Genomic DNA, 19,736 nt, shown 5'->3' with positions numbered 1-19,736 from the left:
TGTGCGCGAACGCACAGCGGGCGATTCCCTGATGCTCCATTGTCAGCGAGTGGCTCGGGTGATAGCTTTATGGTCTGATAAAGTTATCGTTCGTTTCGGTTTTTTTGACGCAACGGCATTCGGCGATTATGACGAAGCATTGGAAACCATTCGTCCTTGCCTTCGCGAGCCTCGTTCTCGCGGCCGTCTTCGCGTCTCCCGCATCGGCCGAGCGGCGCGTCGCTCTCGTGCTCGGCAACGCCGAATACGACCATATCGCCAGGCTCAAAAATCCCGTCAATGACGCCAAGGACGTCGCCGAGACGCTGGAGAAGGATCTCGGCTTCGAGGTGATCTCGCTCGTCAACGCCCGCAAGGATCAGCTCGACGGCGCGCTCGCCGATTTCTCGCGCAAGGCCGCCGGCGCGGATGTGGCTCTGTTCTATTACGCCGGCCATGGTGTGCAGAACGAGGGCAGGAATTATCTTCTGCCGACCGACATTGCGGTGAAGGACGTCGCCGACGTCGAGTTCAAGGCGCTCGACATGGACCGCGTGCAGCGGGCGCTTTCCAAATCCACCGGCGTCAACATCCTCATCCTCGACGCCTGCCGCAACAATCCTTTCGACAGCGTCGTCGCCGCGCGCTCGGTGGGGGATGGGGTGCGCGGGCTGGATCGGCCGAATTTGACGGTGAACAAGAGCGCCAAGGGCATTCTCGTCGCTTATGCGGCCGCGCCGCACGAGGTCGCGCTGGACGGCGCCGGCCGCAACAGCCCCTTCGCCGAGGCGCTGCTCAAGAATCTGAAAGCGCCGGAGGTCGAAATCCGCCGCCTGTTCAATCTCGTCAGCGACGATGTCGCGCGCACGACGAAGGGCAGGCAGGCGCCGGAGATCTCCAGCCGCATCTACGGCGATTTTTATTTTCTGAGCCCCGACGAAATGGCCGAGCGGGCGTGGCAAAAAGCCTCCAAGACGCAGGAGCCCGCCGACTTCCAGAGCATTCTCACGCTCTATCCGACCTCTCCCCGCGCCCGTGACGCGCAGCTGCGGCTCGATCTCTTCGAGAGCGTGCAGCGCTGCAACACGGAGCAGAAGGAGCTGGAGGCGATCGGCCCGAACGATCTTCCGCGCCTGCGCGCCGCCGCCGGGCGATTCTCCTGCGACGCCGCGCGCAAGAGCGCCGAAGCGCTCGTCGCCAAGGCGGTGGAGAAAGAGCGCCGCGAGCTGGCGAGCTGCGAGGCCGATAACAAGACCCTCGGCGCGCTGGCGCCGGACGATCTCGCCGGCCTGCGCGCCGTCTCCGCGAAAATGACCTGTCCGGACGCGCGCCGGCGCGCCGCAGAGCAGGTCGTCCGGCTGGAGCAGAAGGAGCAGCGGGATCGCGACATTTGCAACGCCGATCTCGTGGCGCTGCACTCGGTCGCGCGGGACGATCTTCCGGGCCTGCGCGCAGTCGCCGGACGGCTCGGCTGCCGCGCGGCGATCGAGGAGGCCAAGCCCCTCGTCGCGGCGCTGGAGGCGAAAGAGCGGCGCGAGCGCGAGGTCTGCGAGACGGAGCGCAAGGCTTTCGCCGCCGTCGATCCGAGCGATCTTCCCGGCCTGCGCGCCGTCGTCGGCCGCATGAGCTGCGCCGCCGCGCTCGAGGGCGCGCGTTTCGTGCTCGCCCGTCTCGAGGAGAAGGAGCGCCGCGAGCGCGACATTTGCGACGTCGACCGCAAGGCGCTCGGCGCAGCCGGCGTCGGCGATCTCGCCGTTCTCAAATCCGCCGCCGCCAAAATGCGCTGCGAGGCGGTGCGCAACGACGCCAATCTGCTGGTCGCCGAGCTCGAGAGCAAGGCGATCCGCGTCGAAGGGCAGAGCTGCGACGCCGAGCGCAAATCCGTCGCCGGCATTGGCTCTGGCGACCTCTCGAGACTGCGAGCCGCGGCGCTGGGCATGAAATGCGACGCCGCGCGCGAGGATGCGAAAGCCCGCGTCGCCAAGCTCGAGGAGCAGGAGACGCTCGCGCGCCAGACTTGCGACGCCGAGCGCAAATCGCTCCAATCCAAAGCCGACGACCTCGTCGCTCTGCGCGCCGCCGTGCTGGCGACGACCTGCGAGGATGTGCGCAAGGACGCCAAGGCGCTGGTGACGGAGCTCGAGAAGAAGCAGCGCGTCGCCAAGGACGGCTGCGACGCCGATCGCAAGGCGATGGACGGCAAAGCCGGCGATCTTTCCGGCCTGCGCGCCGCTCTCGACGGCATGAGCTGCGAATCGGCGCGCGCCGAGGCCCGCCGGAAAATCGCCGAGCTCGAGGGCGCCTGCGCCGCCGATCGCAAGAGCGTCGCCGATGTCGATGCGACGAGCTTCGACGCGCAGCAGAAATTGGGCGCGCTGCGCGGCCGCAAATTCTCCTGCGCCGATGCGCGCGGCGATCTGGACAAGACGCTCGCCGCCGTCGAGACCCGCGTGCGCGCGGCGCAGACGCAATTGAAGACGCTCGGCTGCTATGCGGCCGCCGCCAATGGCAAGCTCGACGAGCCGACCAAATCCGCCGTCGCCGCTTATGCGAGCAAGAAGGGCGAAGCCGCGCCGAGCCGGCTGACGGATGAATTCGTCGCCGGGCTGCAGGGCCAGACCGAGACCGTCTGCGCGCCGCAGTCCGCGCCTCTCGCCGCCAAGCCCGCGGAAGCGCCCGTCAAGGACGCGAACCGGGAAGAGGCCGCGCCGACCAGCAAGCCGGTCAAGCACAATGCGCGTCGCCACGAGGACGACGAGCGTCCGGCGCGGAGCGGCAAGCGCCATCAGGTCGTGGAGCCGGTCGCCCCGCGTCACATGCGCGAGCGTCCGGCGCAGACCGCCCGTCCCGTGCGTGCGGCCCCGCCTGTCCAGGCCGCTGCGCCCGCCCCGATGGCGGCGAAGCCCCTCTCATGGTCGCATAATCCGGGCTTTTGATACGATGCGAGCCTTGAAGGTTCGTGGTCCAAAGCGTCCCCCGGACCGCGAGCCTTCAGGCTCGCTTTTGTCCGCGCAGCTCAGCTGGCGCCGCGGGTCAGCCCCCAGAGCGCGAAGGTCGCGAGCGCGGCTTGCACCAGCTCGCCTGTGTCGACGGTTCCTGACGCGCTCTCGGACATAGCGCGGACGAGATCGTCGATCGTCCGCGTTCCGTCGAGTAGAGCGAGGAAACGGCGCGTGTCGTCGCCTTCCAACGACACTTGTGAATGTCGATAGCTCGTCACCGAGCCGAGGCCGAGGCGCGCCTGGGCGCGCGCCAGCGGATTGGCGAAAGGCTTTTCGCCGGCGTCGCGGGAGACGGGAAAAGGCTCCGTCGCCAGCCGCGCCATATTGCCGGCGTAGAGCCGCAGCAACGCCGCCCGCGCCGGCGCCTCGGCGGCGATCTCGTCTATGGCGAGCGCGCGCGGATAGGCTTCGCCGAGCCGCCGCATGGCCGCCGCGAAAGCCGGATCGCGCGTCGAGACCTCGCCGCGTCCGGCGGTCTTGAAGGCGAATTCGCCCTCGCCGACGCTGGCGTCGACGAAAGGCTCCAGCGGCGCCTCCAGATAGAGGCCGGCAAGACGCTCGGGCGAAAAACGCCGCTCCAGCGGCGCGCCGGCGCGGCAGAACAGGCTGCGGCGAAAAAACCGCGTCTCGACGAAATCGAGCGCCTGCTCGTAGGCGATCTGATCGCCGCCCGTGAGCGGCAGCGACGCGCTCCACAGCTCGGTCTCCCACAGCGCATGGGCGACGAGCGAGGGATCATTGTCGCAAAGATAATCGAGCCCTTGCGCGCGCGCTTTCGCGACGAGGTCGGAGAATAGCTGCGGATCATAGATCTCGCCGAGCTCGTCGTGAAAGATGAGCCCATCCGGCCGGCCGAGCCAATCGCGCGTCTCGAGTTCCAGCGCCTTGCGGAAGGCGTTGTCGCTCGCCGACCATTGTTCGGCGTAGAAGGCCGCCGAGGCGCGCGCCACGGCGATCTTGCGCTCGGGCTCCTCTATGCCGGCGACGGCGGAAAGCAGCAGGTCGCGCACGCCCTGGCGCAGACGGCATCCCGGCAGCGCATTATAGCTGATCATCGCGACGCCGCGCGGCGACAGAAGCCGACCGCACAGCGCCATCAGCGAGTCTTGCACAACCTTGGGCGCCCAGGCGTAGACGCCATGTGCGATGATATAATCGAAAGATTGCGGCTCCGCTTCGAATTCGCGCAGATCGCCGCATTCGAGCCGTAGATTGGCGACGCCGGCCGCGGCGATCAGCTCGCGGCCCGCGGCGACCGCGCGCTCGGAGAGATCGACGCCGACGAATTGCGCGCCCGGCGCGCCGATCGCCATGCTGGCGAGATTGACGCCGTCGCCGGCGCCGATCTCTAGCACGCGGCAATCCTGAAAGGGCGCGGCCGCGCGCCCCATCAATTGCGCGAGAGCGCCGAGCTGCGTCGGATGCGTCCAATGGCGGACGGCGTAAGGATAGTCTTGCTCGTCATAGACATTGCTCATGAGAATGCGCTCGCAATGATGGCGTCGGCACGCGACCTATCGATCTTCGATCTATGCCGCCGATCCTCGATGAATTCCCGCACTCTGGCAAGGCGTGCGGCTCAGGCGCTCACGAGCTGCGCGGGCCGAAAGGAATCGGCGCGCGCGCGGCGCCATGCGGCGGCGAAGCGCGCGTCGATCTCGCCGGCGAGAAATGCGCCCGGCGCCGGCGCCGGATAGAGATCGGCGAAGCTCGCCGCTTCATGCGGGGAAATGCGACGGCAGAAATGCTCGGGCGCGAATTGGCTCGGATGGTCGAGCCCCGCCGCGGCGGCGAGCTCGGCGAGGGCGATCAGCGTCGCGCGATGGAAATTGCGCACGCGCTCCGCCTTGTCCGAGACGACGAGCGCGCGGGCGCGCGACGGATCTTGCGTCGCGACGCCGGTCGGGCAGCGATCCGTATGGCAGGAGAGCGATTGAATGCAGCCGAGCGCGAACATGAAGCCGCGCCCGCTATTGCACCAATCCGCGCCGAGCGCCAGAGTCCGCGCCATGTCGAAGGCGGTCGCGATCTTGCCGGCGGCGCCGATGCGGATCGTCTCGCGCAGGCCGACGCCGATCAGCGCGTGATGCACGAAGGCGAGGCCGTCGCGCATCGGCATGCCGATGTGATCCATGAATTCGAGCGGCGCCGAGCCGGTTCCGCCCTCCTTGCCGTCGATGATGATGAAGTCTGGATGAAGGCCCGTCTCCAGCATCGCCTTGCAGATGGCGAGGAACTCCCAGGGCTGGCCGACGCAGAGCTTGAAGCCGACCGGCTTGCCGCCGGAGAGTCCGCGCAGCAAAGCGAGGAATTGCAGCAATTCGATCGGCGTCGAAAAGGCGGAATGCGCCGCCGGCGACACGCAATCCTCGCCCATCGGCACGCCGCGAATCCGCGCGATCTCCTCGCTCACTTTCACGGCCGGCAATACGCCGCCATGGCCGGGCTTGGCGCCCTGGCTCAATTTCACCTCGATCATCTTGATCTGATCACTCGCGGCGAGAGCGGCGAACTTCTCCGGATCGAACGCGCCCGCGCGCGTGCGGCAGCCGAAATAGCCGGAGGCGATCTGCCAGACGATATCGCCGCCGCTCTCCTGATGATAGGGGCTGAAGCCGCCTTCGCCCGTGTCCTGCGCGAACTCGCCTTTGCGCGCGCCGAGATTGAGCGCGCGTATGGCGTTGCCGCTCAAGGCGCCGAAGCTCATCGCCGAAACATTCAGAAGCGAGATGTCATAAGGCCGCGCGCAGCTCGCGGCGCCGACGCGCGTGCGGAAATGCTCATGCGAGACGGGCCGCGCCGCGATCGAGTGACGCAGCCATTCGAAGCCCTCCTCATAGACGTCGATCTCTGTGCCGAAGGGTCGCTTGTCTATGTTCATCTTGGCGCGCTGATAGACGATGGCGCGTTTGTCGCGGCTGAACGGACGGCCGTCCTTATTGTCCTCGAAGAAATATTGCCGCAGCTCCGGCCTTATGTGCTCAAGCAGAAAACGCAGATGCGCGGAGATGGGATAGGCGCGCAATATCGCATGTTCGCGCTGATAGAGATCATGCGCGCCGATTACACAGAGGGCGCCGAAGGCGAGCGTCGCGAGGAAGAAGAGGCTCGACCAATCGCCCATCGCCGCGACGAGGCAGCCGAGAAAACCGGCGACGCTGAGGGTGAGCGCGACGAAGCGCGGCGTGAAGGGGAGAATGAGCAGGCGCAGCATGGTCGAATTCTCCTCCGGGAATATGACAGGCGCGCCGCGCCTCGAGGGCCGCTCGGCGGTTTTTCCGTGGCGGCCGGACGAATGCGCCGAGAGCTTTCACATCCGATATCTTTTTGCAACGATCACGCTCGGTCCTAGAGAGTTCTGAACTCGCGTTGACGAGCAGACATGTTTCCAGCGTCATGGCCGCGCTTGTCGCGGCCATCCACGCCGCGACAATTCGGAAAGCTGAGAACATGAGCGGAACAACGCCGCCTCTTCTCTTCGCGTGTCACAATGTCTCGGCGTGGATGCCCGCGACAAGCGCGGGCATGACGCGGCTGCATAGGATTTGATAAGCTGAATTGGGAGCCCTGGCAGGGCTCCTGCGCGGCTTGCGGGCGCTGCGCGGCGAATGATAGTCTCGCTTTGCTTGTTCGGGCCTTTTGCGTCAATCGAGATCTGTCGCGCGCATGATCGCTTTTCCTGTTCTTTCGGCGGCTTTTCCGCGGCGCGCCGGCGCTGCGCTCGCGCTCTCCTGCGCAATGCTCGCCCTTTCCGCGCGCGCTGTCGCGGCGGAGACGCGCGCCATCGTCATCGGCGTCGATCGCTATGAGCATGCGCCGCCCTTGCGCGGCGCCGTGGCGGATGCTCGTGATCTCGAGGCTGTTCTACGCGGGCGCGGCGCGCGCGATGTCGTGACGCTCATCGACACGGCGGCGGAGCGCGCCGCCGTATTGCGCGCGCTCGACGCGATGCTCGCGCGGACGCAGAAAGGCGACACGATCTTCTTGACCATCGCCGGCTATGGCGCGCTGGAAGGCGCGCAGAACGACGAAGCCATCTTCCCGCTGCCGAAATTCGATCCGCAGGACAAGCGCAAAAACAGCGAGAAAATCCTGCGCGCGGAGCTCGATCGCTATATCGAATCTTTCGAGAAGAAAGGCGCGCAGGTCGTCCTCATCGTCGACGCCTCTTTTGGCGGCGGCCTCGCTCGCGCGGTCGATCCGCGCGCGGAGCGGCTCGTCTATCGCTCGCTGAACGATCGGCCGCTTCCCGATCGGCTCGCGCTCGTCGCGTCGCGCGATTTTACGCGCTCGGTCGTTCTCGCCGCGGCCGACGCGCAATCGAAGGCGCCCGAGGTGGACATTCCAGGCGCCGGCCATCGCGGCGCGTTGAGCTATTCTGTGGCGCGCGCGCTCGAGGGCGCGGCGGACGCCGATGGCGATGCGCTCGTCACGACGCAAGAGCTCATCGCTTATGTCCGGCAGCTGACCTATCAGCTCAGCGACCAGCGGCAGGAGATCGTCGCCCTTCATCCGCGCGGCCTCGACGTGTCGAAGGATGTGATCGCGCAGCTCGTGGCGCCGCTCGGCCGCGGGGTCGGCGTGCAGGCGGTCGGCGCACCGCCGGCCGGCGAGGAAGAGGAGGCCGCGCCTTCGGGCGGCGGGCTGACGATCACCCCGCTCACGCCCAAATCCATGGCGATCGGGCCGGGCCAGAGTCTGCCGCCGGCAAAGCCCGTCGCCATGCCGCCGCGGCCCAAGGAGCCGATCCGCCTCGCCGTGCGCGGCGCCGCGGCGGAGCGCGGAATGGGGGCGGGCGCGCAGGCGCCTTTCGTCCTCGTCGGCGCCGATGCGGCTCCCGACCTCGTCTGGGATGCGGCGACGCGCGACGCGCTCGCCGGCGGCGATGTGCTCGCGCATAATGTCGACGCGCATGAGCTCGATGTTCTCATCGATCGCGCGGCGACGGTGCGCTGGCTGAAGCTCGTCGCCGGCAAAGGGCCGCTGCCGATGCGTATTTCGCCGGAGGGGCTGCGTCGCAAGGGCGAGCGCGTCGAGATCGTCATAAGTGGGATCGCCGGCCGCAATCTCCTGCTGTTCGATCTCACTGGCGACGGCGTGCTGCAATTGCTCTATCCGCTGCCCTCGGACCCGCCCGTCGTGCAATCGTCGGACTATCGGCTGAGCGTGGTCGCGGGCGAGCCCTTCGGCGCCGATCAGATCGTCGCCATCGCCTCGACGCGGAGCATGCCGCAGCTCGAGCAGGCGCTGCGCCAGCTCGATCGGCTGCGCAATCCCGCCAAGATCATCGACATCGTCTCGCGTTTCGCCGGCGGCGACGCGCAGCTCGGCACGATCGGCATTTTCACGACCCGCTGAGGAGAAGGCGAAAACAATGATGCGACGTCTTTGTCTCGGCTTTCTCTGCGTCTTCTCCAGCGTCGTCGTCGCCGAGCCGCGGGACGCGACCCGTTCCGTGCGGATTCTCGACGAGCCGCCCGCCGAGGCGCCGGCGGCGCCGACGCAAGCGCCGGCGATCCCCAAGGAGCCGGGCAAGGGCGCCGGCTCCGGCGTGCGGATAGAGGTGCTGCCGCAGGAGGAATTCGCGCTCGGCGCGCCGATGAGCTTTCGCGTGACGGCGGAGAAATCGGGCTATGTCATTCTGGTCGATGTCGACGCGCAGGGAAAGCTGGCGCAGATCTTTCCCAATATGGTGACGCTGGCCGATCCCGCGGGCGTCGACGAGAAAGCCAATTTCCTGAAAGCCGGTCAGTCGATGACGCTGCCGGAGGCGGGCGGCAAGGCCGCCTATCGCTTCGTCGCCTCGCCGCCGGCGGGCGTCGGCATGGTGGTCGCGATATTGAGCGACACGCCGCTGCAGATCGTCGATCTGCCGGATGTGCCGGCGGCGCTCGCCGGCCAGACCAAGGCCGTCGATTTCGTGAAGGATTCGACGCGCATGCTGCAGATTCTGCCGGCCGAGGGCGAGCGTCCGACGCGCGCGCCAAAATGGTCCTTCGCGACGAAATTCTACGGGATCAAGTGACGCGCGAGCGTGGCGGCTCGGTAGTCTAACCGCCGATGAGCACCGTCGGCAGGCCCATGGTGATCTTGTTCGGCGGCCCGACGGCCTCGACGATCGTGTCGCCCTGGCGGCAGGCGGGCAGGCCGTTGATGAAGACGCTGGTGGAGCCGTCCACCACCACGCCCGGCCCATGCGGCGGGATCGGCAGCGGCGTCGCGCAAATGTGAATATCGGCGCCGCCGGCCGCTCCGCTGATCATCGATCCCATGCTGGCGGCCGCCGCGGCCTTGGTCGCCTCCTCGGCCGCTTTGGCGGCGGGAGCGCCCGGCGTGCCGGCGGCGGCGAGCGTCGCCGCCTCCGCGACCTGGATCGTCGTGTCGGAAACCGATTTCGCGGATTGGATCGCCGCCGCGGCCGCGCCGCCGACGCCGCGCCAGGCCGGCAATTTGCCGATGAACACATTGAAGCTGCCGGGGCCGGGCGTCAGCACCGGCGGCAGAGGATGGGCCACGGGATCGGTCACGCGCGCTGCAGGCCGGCCCATATGTCCCCTCCTCCAATGATCTCGAATAACGACTGTCAGCCTATTGCATAAGCCATCGAGGTCAACCGCGCTGTGCGCGCGCCCATATCGCTTTTGCGCGGGAGACGATATTCTCGCCGGCATTTCAAGGCGGCGCGACCACGCGCAACGAAAGGCGGCTTTCGATGAGTCTTCTCTTCCCCCGGAGCGTCCGATTGGCGGCGACGATTCTGGCGCTCGGCATTTGCCCGGCGCGGGCGGAGGAAACGCTGCAGGAGCTCGTCCATCGCGGGCCGGAGCTCGCGAGCCTCGAGGCGGCCGGGCTCACCGTGGAGTCGATGGAGCTCGCGCTCGGCCCGCAGAACAGCTCGCTCAAATATCGGATCGTCAATCCGACTTCGGCGCCGGTGCGAACGACTCTGATCTTCCCGCTTCCCGAGATCGATTTTTCCGATCCCGATGCGGCATGGTCCATTCCGGGCTCGGACCCGGTGAATTATGTCGGCCTCGCCGCGACCATCGATCAAAAGGCGGCCCCGCTCTCCGTCGCGCAGAGCGCCGTCGTCGAGGGCAAGGATGTGACCGCGGTCCTGCGCCGCAGCGGGCTTCCGCTCGTTCCGGTGGGTCTCTTTCACGACAAGCTCGCCGGCCTGACGGCGGATGCGCGCGCGCGCCTCGTCAAGGACGGGCTCATCGTCGAGAATGGGACCGATCCGGCGGGAAATCCGATTTATTCGCCGCGCTGGTCGGTCCGCGCCTCGGCGTCGCGGGCGCTGGAGCTCGCGCCGGGGCAGAACGTGCTGGTGGACTATCGTTTTCGCTCGAGCGTCGGCGTCGCGCGCGACACCGTGCTGCGCGAGCCGCTGCGCTCGTCGAAAGAACTCGGGCAGGAGGTGGAGCGCCGCCGCGCCGATTATTGCCTCGACCGCAGTTTTCTGGCGGGCGTCGACAAGATCGTCTCCACTGCCGCGGCGCGTCGCGCGGCGGCGGTCGAGACCGTCGTTCCTGCCGCGGAGAGCGCCGCGCCGGAGCCCGCCGCGACCGACGCCGCGAGAAAACAGCCGACGATCCGCGTTTTCCCGGAGGCCAATGTCGGCGATCTGCAGGAGCGCCGCATCTCCTTCGATCTCGGCTCCGGCGCGCCGGCGGCTCCGGTGCGCCAGTTCCGTCTCGTCGTGGACAAGGGCAAGCCGACACGCCTCGTGAGCTTCTGCCTCGTCGATCTGAAGAAAATCTCCGCCACCGCCTTCGAGATGCGCGCCGCCGATTTTCGGCCCTCCGGTCTGCTGCGCGTGCTTCTCCTCGGCCCGAAGGACTAGCGGTTTGCCGGACGCGCTGGCCAAGGCGGCCGAAATCGGCTAGCTTGCCGGGCATCGAGAGCGTGAACGCTTTTGAAAGAGCTTTGGCGTCGTAATATCGACGCGGTTTTTAGCGCGTGTGGTTTATCGGATTTCGACGGCCGGGGTGGCGAACGCCCGAGGCGACGACTTCAAAGACGAAAGGATGAGCCCATGCGGCTTGCTGCGGCGATCTTCGCCACTTGCTTTTCTTTTTCCGCGCTGGCGCTCGAAGCGCCCGCCGCGACGCCCGCGGACATGATTATCGCCGCCACTGCCGTCGCCCAGCTCGACGTCGGCGCCTCCGTGCCCGTTCCGGTCGTGGAGACCGCTCCGCTTCCTCCCATCGTGGAGCGCACGTTCGTCGCGCGGCCGACGCCCGTCGCCCACCACAAGATTCGCAATATCTTCCGGCGGCCGGTCGGGCTCGTGCATCATTCGCATCCGCCGCGCCGCCGCATCGAGGCGCGCGCGCCGATCCTTCCCACGCCGGTGGCGGAGGCGCTGCGTCCCGCGCCGCGGCGCTGCGAAGTGATCACCTGCCCCCGCTTCGTGCTGGTGGGCGTCGGCTTCTGAGCAAAGACGCGGTTTTCCTCGTCGACTGACAAAGGCCGCGCCCGAGTGGCGCGGCCTTTTTCGTTTCGCTCGCGAGAACGAATGAAACAAAGGCCGCGTCCTTCGGATGCGGCCTTGTTCTCGTGCTTCGCTTTCGCGTCAGCGATCGCGGCCGTGGTGGTGATGATGATGATCGTGATCGTCGTCATCGTCATCGCGATCGTGATCGGAGAAGACGAAGAGATTCACGAGATCGCCGATCGCCGGCCGATTGACGGGAATATAAGGATTCTCGCGAGACGGGATCGGATTGGGCAGATTGTCGCGGCTCAGATGCGAGACCGCCGGCAGCTTCCAGTTCCGCTCGATGAATTTCAGCAGTGAGACATGGTCGTAGTAAGTGTGGTCGACATAGCCCTTCTTGGCGTAGGGCGAGACCACGACGAGCGGAATGCGCGTGCCGTCGCCGAAGAAGTCGACCGGCTGAATATAGCCCGAGTCGTAGTAGCCGCCGCCTTCGTCGGTGGTGATGAAGACCGCGCTCGAGCCCCAGGCCGAGGAGCCCTGCACGCGCGCGATCAGCGTCTTCAGGAACTGCTCATAGAGATGGCTGGTCGAATCCGCCGGATGCGCGGCGAAGGCCTCGAAGGGACGCACGAATGACACGGCGGGCAGCGTTCCGTCGGTCAAATCCTTCAGGAAGGCGCCGTAGTTCTGCAGCTTGGCGTATTCGCCCGTCGTCATCACCTGGAGATAGCCGGTGAGCGGATCGCAAATGCCGCAATAGGCGTGGAAGGGCGCGCCGCCCGCGACGGGGAAGTTCACGCCATCGACCGAATTGGCGAAGACGGTCGGATCGTCGCCGCGGTCGGAGCTGTAATATTTCCACGACACGCCATGTGCGTTCAGCACATCGACGATGGTCGAGGCCTTCTGCGGCGGCAGGGTGAACTTGGTCGCGCCGAGCGCGCGCGTCGACGACGGCGTCTGGTTCCAATACATATTGTAGTTGTTGACGAGATAATAATGCCCCGGCGCGCATTTGCGCTCATAGGCTCCATGGCCGCGCAGCTGCTGATCCACCGCCGCGACGCCCGGCTGCGACAAATCGTGGCAGTTCACATAGGAGCCGCCGCTATAGCCGTCCTGCGTGTAATAATTATTCGTGCCGCTGACCGGATCGGGGTTTTCGATCTGATTGGTCGGAGGCGTCGCCGGCGAGCCGTCGAGGGTCGTCGGATTGGTGTAGAAGGCCGCATGGCCGGTGACGATCGCCTGGAAATTGGCGCCCGTGCCGCCCATCACCGCCTGATGAAAATTGTCGCTGATCGCATAAGTGTCGGCGAGCGACTTGAAATAGGGCGCGTCGCCGGTCTGCGCGACGCCATGCGAATCCGTATAGGCGTTCATATTGAAGAAGCCCATGGAGATCGCGCCTTCCTTGGGATCGAAGCCGGCGGGCGGATTGCCGTTGGAGCCCGTGCCGATCGTCTTCTCGACCCAGACGAATTTGTCGAGCTTGCCGCCGTCCCACTGCTGCCACATCTGGAAGAAGCGATGCACAGGGTCGCCGGTATAGGCGGCGTAGGGCACATATTTGCTGATCTGATAGGGCCCGTTGGGCAGATCGGCCGGAAAGCGCGTATCCGGCACGCCCTGGGGCACGCCCGCCGCATAAGTGGTGTAGGGCTGCGGCAGAGTGGCGTAGGCGCCGGTCGTCGGCGTCACGACCTCATAATGATAGAGATCGGAGCCGATATTCTGCCCGGCCTTGGCGAAATTCACGCCCGGCGTTCCATCCGCCTCGATGATTCCTCTGCTCAGCAGATTGTCGACGCTCTGGCCGGCGACGGGCTTATAGCCGCCGAACAGATTGTCGAAGGAGCGATTCTCGCCGACGATGATGATGACATGCTTGATCGGCGTGCGCGTCGCCGGATCGGCGTTCGCGGTCGCGGTGAGCGCCGTCGTCGCGAGGCAGGCGGTTTTCAAAAGCAAACGAATTTTCATGGTCGCCCTCGAGTTCGTAAAGAAAAGAACCTCGGCTCGATGTGGCGGCGTCTCGATCGCTGCGAGCGTCGCCGTGAGCGAAACTAGGGACGTCCGATATCAGCGTGATGGCGGCCGAATGAAGCTCGCGTGACCGCGAGGAATGTCTCGCGCTCGCGCTCGCGGCGCGACGATGCGACAGGGCGCGCGCCTGTGTCGCATCCTTGACGGCGCCGATCGCGCGACTAGCTGAAGCGATTGAATTGCGCGTTTTTCGCTGTTTTTTCCGGCCGAGTGCGAGAAGCGCATTTTTGGCGAGTCTTTGCGTCGAACGCGCGCCGTTTTCACATATTGCGAGCGACTCCCGAGAGTTGTACGCAGACGCACGACCAGAGTTCGATCAGGCGAAACGACGAAAGGCGTCCTAATGGCCAATACGACAGCGGAGCTCGAGGCGCTCCTCATGCAGCGATCGCTGACCGATGCGGAGCTTCTCGCGGCGACGGAGACGGCGACGGATTTCCGCATCCTGCCGGATGCGACGGTGATCAAGATCGGCGGCCAGAGCGTCATCGATCGCGGTCGCGCGGCGGTCTATCCGCTGGTGGAGGAGATCGTCGCCGCGCGCAAGCTCCACAAGATGCTGATCGGCACGGGCGCGGGCACGCGGGCGCGTCACCTCTACTCCATAGCGGCGGGGCTCGGCCTGCCGGCGGGCGTGCTGTCGCAGCTCGGCGCCTCGGTCGCCGATCAGAACGCCGCCATGCTGGGGCAGCTTCTCGCCAAGCACGGCATCTCCGCGGTGGACGGCGCCGGGCTTTCGGCGGTGCCGCTCTATCTCGCCGAGGTGAACGCCGTCGTGTTCAGCGGCATGCCGCCTTACAATCTCTGGATGCGTCCGGCGGCCGAGGGCGTCATTCCTCCCTATCGCACCGACGCCGGCTGTTTCCTCGTCGCCGAGCAATTCGGCTGCAAGGCGATGATCTTCGTCAAGGACGAGCAGGGCCTCTTCACCGCCAATCCGAAGACCGACAAAAATGCGAAATTCATCCCGAAGATTTCCATCGACGAGATGAAGGCCAAGGGGCTGCATGATTCGATCCTCGAATTCCCACTGCTCGATCTCATGAAATCGGCGCGTCACATTCACGAGGTGCAGGTCGTCAACGGTCTCGTCCCCGGCAATCTGACCCGCGCCCTGGCCGGCGAGCATGTCGGCACCATCATCACCGCGAGCTGAGATTTCAACATGACCAAAACCGACAGCATCAAGCACGTCGCCTCGCCGCTCGCGCGCCAGACCCTGCTGGACGGCTCGCTCACGCGTCCCGTCGCCGGCCGGCGGCCGATCCGCCTCCTACCCTGGCTGCAGGTGGTGAAGATCGGCGGCCGCTCCATCATGGATCGCGGCGCCGAGGCGATCCTTCCGATCGTGGACGAGATTCGAAAGCTCCTGCCCGAGCATCGTCTGCTTATTCTCACCGGCGCCGGCGTGCGCGCCCGCCATGTCTATGGCGTCGGCCTCGATCTCGGCCTGCCGGTGGGCTCGCTGGCGCCGCTCGCGGCGAGCGAGGCCGGGCAGAACGGCCATATGCTGGCCTCGCTGCTCGCGCCGGAGGGCGTCTCCTATGTCGAGCATCCGACGATCGCCACGCAGCTCGCGATCCATCTGACCGCGACCCGCGCGGTGGTGGGCAGCGCCTTTCCGCCCTATCACCACCATGAGTTCCCCGGCTCGCGCATTCCGCCGCATCGGGGCGACACGGGCGCCTTTCTGCTCGCCGACGCCTATGGCGCCGCCGGCCTCACCATCGTCGAGGATGTGGACGGCGTCTACACCGCCGATCCCAAGGCCCCCGGCGGCGAGAAGGCGCAGCTCATCCGCGAGACGAGCGCCGCCGAGCTGGCCGAGCAGAAGGGCCCATTGCCTTTCGATCGCGCAATGCTGGAGGTGATGGCGACGGCGCGTCATATCGAGCGCGTGCAGATCGTCAACGGGCTGGTCCCGGGCCGGCTCACCGCGGCGCTGCGCGGCGAGCATGTGGGCACGCTCGTGCATACGGGCGCGCAGCGGAACAGCTGAGACGAGCGGGGGCCGAGGGGCGCGGAGGCGCCTTTCGGCCTTTTGCCCGCGCCGCGCCGAGCGGGCGCTTATGAACGAACGAAGAAGGTAGTGTCGAGCATCTGCGAGGCGGCGTCGCTATTCCGACGGAATGGAACACGCTCCGACTCTCGTCGCGCTGCGACCGATCCGTTCATTGAGCTCGCGACATACGCATGACGGGTAAGAGACGAACGGCGGTTTTCGCGGCTGCATTCACTGTCGGGCTGTGAGAGAGGCCAGAACGATCGGGTGAAGGTTTCCTCATCCTGAGGAGCCCGCGCAGCGGGCGTCTCGAAGGACGAGGAAGCCTTCATGCGCCGCCTTCTGGAGCTCGCCATCGTGCTTCGAGACGGCTCCTGCGGAGCCTCCTCAGCATGAGGGCGAGGGTGGCTGCCCTTCACCCGATTGCCCTATGAGAGCGGCCCTTATGAGTTGCATCGAGTGTTTAGGCGAGCCATGTCAGTTTGGCATCGTGAGCTGCGACATAGATAAATGCATTCCAGGCCCTGACGAATATCCAGCTGACAAAGCAGCCCACGGGCGCGGAAGGTAATGCCGGAGATGGCGGCGTGGCAAGCGTCTCGACCGCGCCGATGTCGATCACGACTTCGTCTTTAGCGTCATACGGGTAGCCAGTGCATGGCGGCTCGCAGACCCAAAAAAACAAACCTGACAGAGACACTTCTACTTGCTTGTATGCTTCACGATCAGCAGCCGAGGACGCATCGCCGTCGGCCATCCAGATTTCAAGTGAAAGCTTCGCCTTGCGGTTTACATAGTCAATCGTGACGACCTTCAACACTGAGTCGTGAAATCCGTTCGGTAGCGAAGCAGCAAGGTCATCAAGGGTCATAGCTGTAAGTCTGCCACAGGGCAGCAAAGCCGCACAGGGCTATTTTAATTGCCCGTGAACTCTTTGAACGGCCGCCAGGCGCCCTGATTTCAATGGATAGCGGCGGCAAAAGTCGTCCAGCGCGTTCAGGCTCAAAAAGCGCAACTCCCCCCTCACCCCTCCCCATGCAAATTCCTCTCCTCCATCCGCGCGAGGAAGAAGAAGCACACAGCGATGAACATCGCGCCGACGAGAAACGCCGTGCGGAACGTCTCGCGCAGCGCTTCGACATCGGCGCCCGTGGCCGCTTCCGCCGCCAGCGCATTATGGCCGTCGCCGATGACGATCGCGCCGAAGACCGCGACGATCAGCGCGGCGCCGAGCTGCCGGAAGAATTGCATCACCGCCGTCGCCGTGCCGAGATTATGCCCCGGCGCCGCGCTCTGCACGCAGACTGTCGTCACCGGCAGCATGGTTCCGACGCCGAGACCGACGATCGCCAGCAGCGCGTCCAGCGCCGCCAGCGGCAGATCGACGAGAAATTGCCGCGCTGCGAGCAGCGAGACGAAGGCCAAAGCGAGAGCGGCGAGCGGCGCCGCTTTGTAGTGGCGCACGCGGCTCAGCAGTCGGCCGGAGATCGTCGCGCCCGTCACTGTCGCCACGGTGAGCGGGATCAGCGCGAGGCCGGACTGATCGGCCGAAAGGCGCAGCGCGCCCTCGAAATAGATCGGCATGAACATGGTCAGCGCGACGAAAGTGCCGAGGCCGAAGCCGCCGGAGAGAATGGCGTTGCGAATGACGTCGTCGGCGAGCACGGCGAGCGGGATCAGCGGCTCCTCCGCCGTCTTGGTGCGCCAGGCGAAGATCGCCCAGCCGATGAGCGCGGTGGCGAGCAGGCCGAGAACCGGCGCCGAGCCCCAGGGATAGCGCACCCCGCCCCAGGACAGCGCCAGCAGCGAGGCGACCGAGGCGGTGACGAGCAGCGCCGCGCCGGCGAGATCGACGCGATGCGGATGGCGGCGCAGCGGCAGCCGCGCCAGCTTGAAATAGGTCATGAAGAAAGCCGCGAGGCCGAGCGGCACATTGATCCAGAAGATCAGCGACCAATGCAGATATTCGGCGAAGACGCCGCCGAGGATCGGCCCGCCGACGCTGGCGCCGGCGAAGACGACGGAAAAATAGGTGAGCGCGCGGCCGCGCTCGCGCACGCTGACGAGATCGGCGACGATGGTCTGCGCCAGCGCGATGAGCCCGCCGCCGCCCATGCCCTGCACGGCGCGTGCGATGGCGAGCGCGGTGATGTTCGGCGACAATGCGCAGGCGATGGAGCCGAGCACGAAGGTGAAAATGCCGATGAGCAGCATCACGCGCACGCCATGGATATCGGCGAGCTTGCCATAGAGCGGCGTCACCGCGGTCGCGGCGACGAGATAGGCGGTGACGATCCAGGGCAGATGCGCGAAATCGCCGAGGTCTTGGCCGATCGTCGGCAGAGCGGTGGCGACGATCGTCTGATCGAGCGCCGAAAGCAGCATGGCGAGGCCGAGGCCGACCATGATCATCAGAATTTCGCTCTTGCTCAGATCGGCGCGCGAAAATCCCGTGGCGGGCTTGTTCACTCGGTTTCGTCCTCTGCTCGAATCGCGGGTCGGAAGCTGGAGCGCGCGAGTATGGCGCCGTCGCGACCGACGACGATGATTTCCAGCTCCGTCGCGCGATTGCCGAGCGCGCGGGCGGCTGTGTCGAAGGCCCGTCGCGCGATCGGCGAGGCGAGGTCCAGTCCGGCCGCGCTCGCGATGGCCAACGCCTCGAGCGCGCTATTGGCGTTGCGAATCGCCTCGCTCGTCGCCTCGTTCGCGCCCGCCGCGCGCGCCGTCGTCGCGAGATCGCCCAGATCGACGGAGGAGCGGCCGGAATGGAGGTCGAGCCGTCCCTGCGCGAGCTTGGTCAGCTTGGCGAAGCCGCCGGCGATCGTCACCCGCGGAACCGTGTGCGCGCGCAAATATTTCAGCAGCCCGCCGGCGAAATCGCCCATCTCGATCAGCGCCTCCTCGGGCAGGCCGTAGAGCTTGCGCACGGCCTCTTCCGAGGTGGAGCCGGTGGTGGCCGCGATATGGCGCAGGCCGCTGGCGAGGGCGACGTCGATCCCGCGATGGATGGTGTCGATCCAGGCGGAGCAGGAATAGGGCACGACGATTCCCGTCGTGCCGAGAATGGAGAGCCCGCCGATGATGCCGAGCCTCCCGTTGAGCGTCGAGCGGGCGAGCTCCTCGCCTCTGTCGACGGAGATTTCGATTATCGCGTCCGGCGTCACGCCGAGCTCGGCGGCGGCCTCCTCGATCGTCTGCCGCATCATGGCGCGGGGGACGGGGTTGATGGCCGGCTCTCCCGGCGGCAGCGGCAGGCCGGGGCGCGTCACCATGCCGACGCCGGGCCCGGCGGCGAAGCCGACGCCCGTCCCCGGCGGCGCGCGGCGCAGGCGGGCGCGGATCAGCGCGCCATGGGTGACGTCGGGGTCATCGCCCGCGTCCTTCACCACACCGGCCTCCGCATAGTCCGCGCCGCGCGTAAAATTCGCTAGAGCGAAGGCGACGCGCTTCCCGCCCGGCAGGCCGATCTCCACCGGATCGGGCGGGTCGCGGCCGGAGACGAGCGCGACGAAGGCGGCCCGCGTCGCCGCCGTGGCGCAGGCGCCCGTGGTCCAGCCGCGGCGCAGCGGCGGCTTTTTCGGCGTGTCCGGGCTTTGCGGCGCGTCTGTCATGGGCGACACATAAACCGCATTCTCTCCGCGCGACACTGCGCGCGAGTTGGACTAGAAGAAGCCTCCTCATTCCGAAGGGGCGAGACAGGGGGCCGAAATGACGCGCAATCTCCTCGATTTCCAGATTTTCCTCGCGCCGGCGGAGGCCGCGGGCGGCGGTTTTTCGCTCTCCAGCCCCGATATCGCCGAGGGCGCGACCATCGACCGCAAATTCGTCTTCGACGACTTCGGCGGGACGGGCGACAATGTCTCGCCGGAGCTGCGTTGGAGCGAGCCGCCCGCCGGAACCAAGAGCTTCGCGCTCTTCTGCCATGATCCCGACGCGCCGACCGGCGGCGCGGGCTTTTGGCATTGGCTCGTCGTCGATATCCCCGCCGAGGCGCGTGGGTTGAAGCAGGGCGCGGGAACGCCGGACGGCGCCGGCCTGCCTTCGGGCGCAAAGCAAATTCGCAGCGATTACGGCTTCGCCCATTGGGGCGGCCCGTGTCCGCCGGTCGGCGATCCGCCGCATCGTTATGTCTTCACGATCTATGCGCTCGGCGTCGAGACGGTGGAGGCGCCCGATGGCGCGACGGCCTCGCTCGTCGGCTTCATCGTCAATCAGAACGTCCTCGCCAAGGCGAGCCTCACCGGCCTCTACGGCCGCTGAG

Annotated in this window: 15 protein-coding genes; 8 read left to right on the top strand and 7 right to left on the bottom strand. The window is 66.5% G+C overall.

What is annotated here, in order from left to right; translation table 11 throughout:
• The first annotated feature begins 128 nt into the window (after positions 1-128).
• Positions 129-2,915 carry a caspase family protein gene (locus IY145_RS08900; RefSeq protein ID WP_196407885.1) on the top strand — a complete coding sequence of 929 codons (2,787 nt, stop codon included), beginning with the start codon at positions 129-131 and terminating at the stop codon, positions 2,913-2,915.
• Between the two features lie 80 nt (positions 2,916-2,995).
• On the opposite strand, the gene IY145_RS08895 is transcribed toward IY145_RS08900, so the two are convergent.
• Together IY145_RS08895 and IY145_RS08890 are read right to left on the bottom strand one after the other, a co-directional pair.
• Positions 2,996-4,459 carry a methyltransferase domain-containing protein gene (locus IY145_RS08895; protein ID WP_196407884.1) on the bottom strand — a complete coding sequence of 488 codons (1,464 nt, stop codon included), beginning with the start codon at positions 4,457-4,459 and terminating at the stop codon, positions 2,996-2,998.
• A 101-nt stretch (positions 4,460-4,560) separates the two neighbouring features.
• The gene (locus IY145_RS08890) at positions 4,561-6,195 is read right to left on the bottom strand and encodes an FMN-binding glutamate synthase family protein (protein WP_196407883.1); all 1,635 of its coding nucleotides are present in this window, start codon (positions 6,193-6,195) and stop codon (positions 4,561-4,563) included.
• A 452-nt stretch (positions 6,196-6,647) separates the two neighbouring features.
• Here IY145_RS08890 and IY145_RS08885 point away from each other — a divergent pair, with 452 nt between their 5' ends.
• Positions 6,648-8,339: a caspase family protein gene (locus IY145_RS08885; RefSeq protein ID WP_196407882.1), complete on the top strand. Its 1,692-nt coding sequence runs from the start codon at positions 6,648-6,650 to the stop codon at positions 8,337-8,339.
• Positions 8,340-8,355: 16 nt separating this feature from the next.
• Entirely contained in the window at positions 8,356-9,006 is a 651-nt protein-coding gene (locus IY145_RS08880; protein ID WP_196407881.1) for a DUF4384 domain-containing protein, read from the top strand.
• A gap of 25 nt (positions 9,007-9,031) precedes the next feature.
• On the opposite strand, the gene IY145_RS08875 is transcribed toward IY145_RS08880, so the two are convergent.
• Positions 9,032-9,529: a PAAR domain-containing protein gene (locus IY145_RS08875; RefSeq protein ID WP_196407880.1), complete on the bottom strand. Its 498-nt coding sequence runs from the start codon at positions 9,527-9,529 to the stop codon at positions 9,032-9,034.
• A gap of 194 nt (positions 9,530-9,723) precedes the next feature.
• Here IY145_RS08875 and IY145_RS08870 point away from each other — a divergent pair, with 194 nt between their 5' ends.
• Together IY145_RS08870 and IY145_RS08865 are read left to right on the top strand one after the other, a co-directional pair.
• On the top strand, positions 9,724-10,827 hold the full coding sequence (locus IY145_RS08870; protein WP_196407879.1) for a DUF4424 family protein: 1,104 nt from the start codon (positions 9,724-9,726) through the stop codon (positions 10,825-10,827).
• Between the two features lie 192 nt (positions 10,828-11,019).
• Positions 11,020-11,421 (top strand): hypothetical protein, encoded by a 402-nt coding sequence (locus tag IY145_RS08865; protein ID WP_196407878.1) that lies wholly within the window; start codon positions 11,020-11,022, stop codon positions 11,419-11,421.
• 138 nt (positions 11,422-11,559) lie between these two features.
• Here the strand turns inward: IY145_RS08865 and IY145_RS08860 are convergent, their stop codons facing one another.
• Positions 11,560-13,410, bottom strand: coding sequence for an alkaline phosphatase family protein (locus IY145_RS08860; RefSeq protein WP_196407877.1), 1,851 nt, complete (start codon positions 13,408-13,410; stop codon positions 11,560-11,562).
• Positions 13,411-13,816: 406 nt separating this feature from the next.
• Between IY145_RS08860 and IY145_RS08855 the strand changes: the two genes are divergently transcribed.
• The gene (locus tag IY145_RS08855; protein WP_196407876.1) at positions 13,817-14,629 is read left to right on the top strand and encodes a uridine kinase; all 813 of its coding nucleotides are present in this window, start codon (positions 13,817-13,819) and stop codon (positions 14,627-14,629) included.
• A 9-nt stretch (positions 14,630-14,638) separates the two neighbouring features.
• On the top strand, positions 14,639-15,472 hold the full coding sequence (locus IY145_RS08850) for a molybdenum storage protein subunit alpha (RefSeq protein WP_196407875.1): 834 nt from the start codon (positions 14,639-14,641) through the stop codon (positions 15,470-15,472).
• Positions 15,473-15,938: 466 nt separating this feature from the next.
• Here the strand turns inward: IY145_RS08850 and IY145_RS08845 are convergent, their stop codons facing one another.
• The 3 genes from IY145_RS08845 to IY145_RS08835 form a co-directional block, all read right to left on the bottom strand.
• Positions 15,939-16,346: a hypothetical protein gene (locus IY145_RS08845; RefSeq protein ID WP_196407874.1), complete on the bottom strand. Its 408-nt coding sequence runs from the start codon at positions 16,344-16,346 to the stop codon at positions 15,939-15,941.
• A gap of 152 nt (positions 16,347-16,498) precedes the next feature.
• The gene (locus IY145_RS08840) at positions 16,499-17,944 is read right to left on the bottom strand and encodes an MDR family MFS transporter (RefSeq protein ID WP_196407873.1); all 1,446 of its coding nucleotides are present in this window, start codon (positions 17,942-17,944) and stop codon (positions 16,499-16,501) included.
• Positions 17,941-19,086, bottom strand: coding sequence for a cobalt-precorrin-5B (C(1))-methyltransferase (locus IY145_RS08835; RefSeq protein ID WP_196410468.1), 1,146 nt, complete (start codon positions 19,084-19,086; stop codon positions 17,941-17,943). The genes IY145_RS08840 and IY145_RS08835 overlap by 4 nt, the downstream gene beginning before the upstream one ends.
• A gap of 97 nt (positions 19,087-19,183) precedes the next feature.
• Between IY145_RS08835 and IY145_RS08830 the strand changes: the two genes are divergently transcribed.
• Complete coding sequence (locus IY145_RS08830; RefSeq protein ID WP_196407872.1) at positions 19,184-19,735, top strand: YbhB/YbcL family Raf kinase inhibitor-like protein; 552 nt, start codon at positions 19,184-19,186, stop codon at positions 19,733-19,735.
• Position 19,736 lies beyond the last annotated feature (1 nt).

The sequence above is a fragment of the Methylosinus sp. H3A genome (assembly GCF_015709455.1).
GTDB lineage: Bacteria > Pseudomonadota > Alphaproteobacteria > Rhizobiales > Beijerinckiaceae > Methylosinus.
Note: the sequence above shows the minus strand (reverse complement) of the source record. Positions and strands in the feature narration are given on the sequence as shown.

What these genes read in the sequence shown, in the direction of transcription:
- IY145_RS08900 (WP_196407885.1), top strand. Translation starts at nt 129, where the DNA reads ATGACGAAGCATTGGAAACCATTCGTCCTTGCCTTCGCGAGCCTCGTT.
- IY145_RS08895 (WP_196407884.1), bottom strand. Translation starts at nt 4,459, where the DNA reads ATGAGCAATGTCTATGACGAGCAAGACTATCCTTACGCCGTCCGCCAT.
- IY145_RS08890 (WP_196407883.1), bottom strand. Translation starts at nt 6,195, where the DNA reads ATGCTGCGCCTGCTCATTCTCCCCTTCACGCCGCGCTTCGTCGCGCTC.
- IY145_RS08885 (WP_196407882.1), top strand. Translation starts at nt 6,648, where the DNA reads ATGATCGCTTTTCCTGTTCTTTCGGCGGCTTTTCCGCGGCGCGCCGGC.
- IY145_RS08880 (WP_196407881.1), top strand. Translation starts at nt 8,356, where the DNA reads ATGATGCGACGTCTTTGTCTCGGCTTTCTCTGCGTCTTCTCCAGCGTC.
- IY145_RS08875 (WP_196407880.1), bottom strand. Translation starts at nt 9,529, where the DNA reads ATGGGCCGGCCTGCAGCGCGCGTGACCGATCCCGTGGCCCATCCTCTG.
- IY145_RS08865 (WP_196407878.1), top strand. Translation starts at nt 11,020, where the DNA reads ATGCGGCTTGCTGCGGCGATCTTCGCCACTTGCTTTTCTTTTTCCGCG.
- IY145_RS08860 (WP_196407877.1), bottom strand. Translation starts at nt 13,410, where the DNA reads ATGAAAATTCGTTTGCTTTTGAAAACCGCCTGCCTCGCGACGACGGCG.
- IY145_RS08855 (WP_196407876.1), top strand. Translation starts at nt 13,817, where the DNA reads ATGGCCAATACGACAGCGGAGCTCGAGGCGCTCCTCATGCAGCGATCG.
- IY145_RS08850 (WP_196407875.1), top strand. Translation starts at nt 14,639, where the DNA reads ATGACCAAAACCGACAGCATCAAGCACGTCGCCTCGCCGCTCGCGCGC.
- IY145_RS08845 (WP_196407874.1), bottom strand. Translation starts at nt 16,346, where the DNA reads ATGACCCTTGATGACCTTGCTGCTTCGCTACCGAACGGATTTCACGAC.
- IY145_RS08835 (WP_196410468.1), bottom strand. Translation starts at nt 19,086, where the DNA reads ATGACAGACGCGCCGCAAAGCCCGGACACGCCGAAAAAGCCGCCGCTG.
- IY145_RS08830 (WP_196407872.1), top strand. Translation starts at nt 19,184, where the DNA reads ATGACGCGCAATCTCCTCGATTTCCAGATTTTCCTCGCGCCGGCGGAG.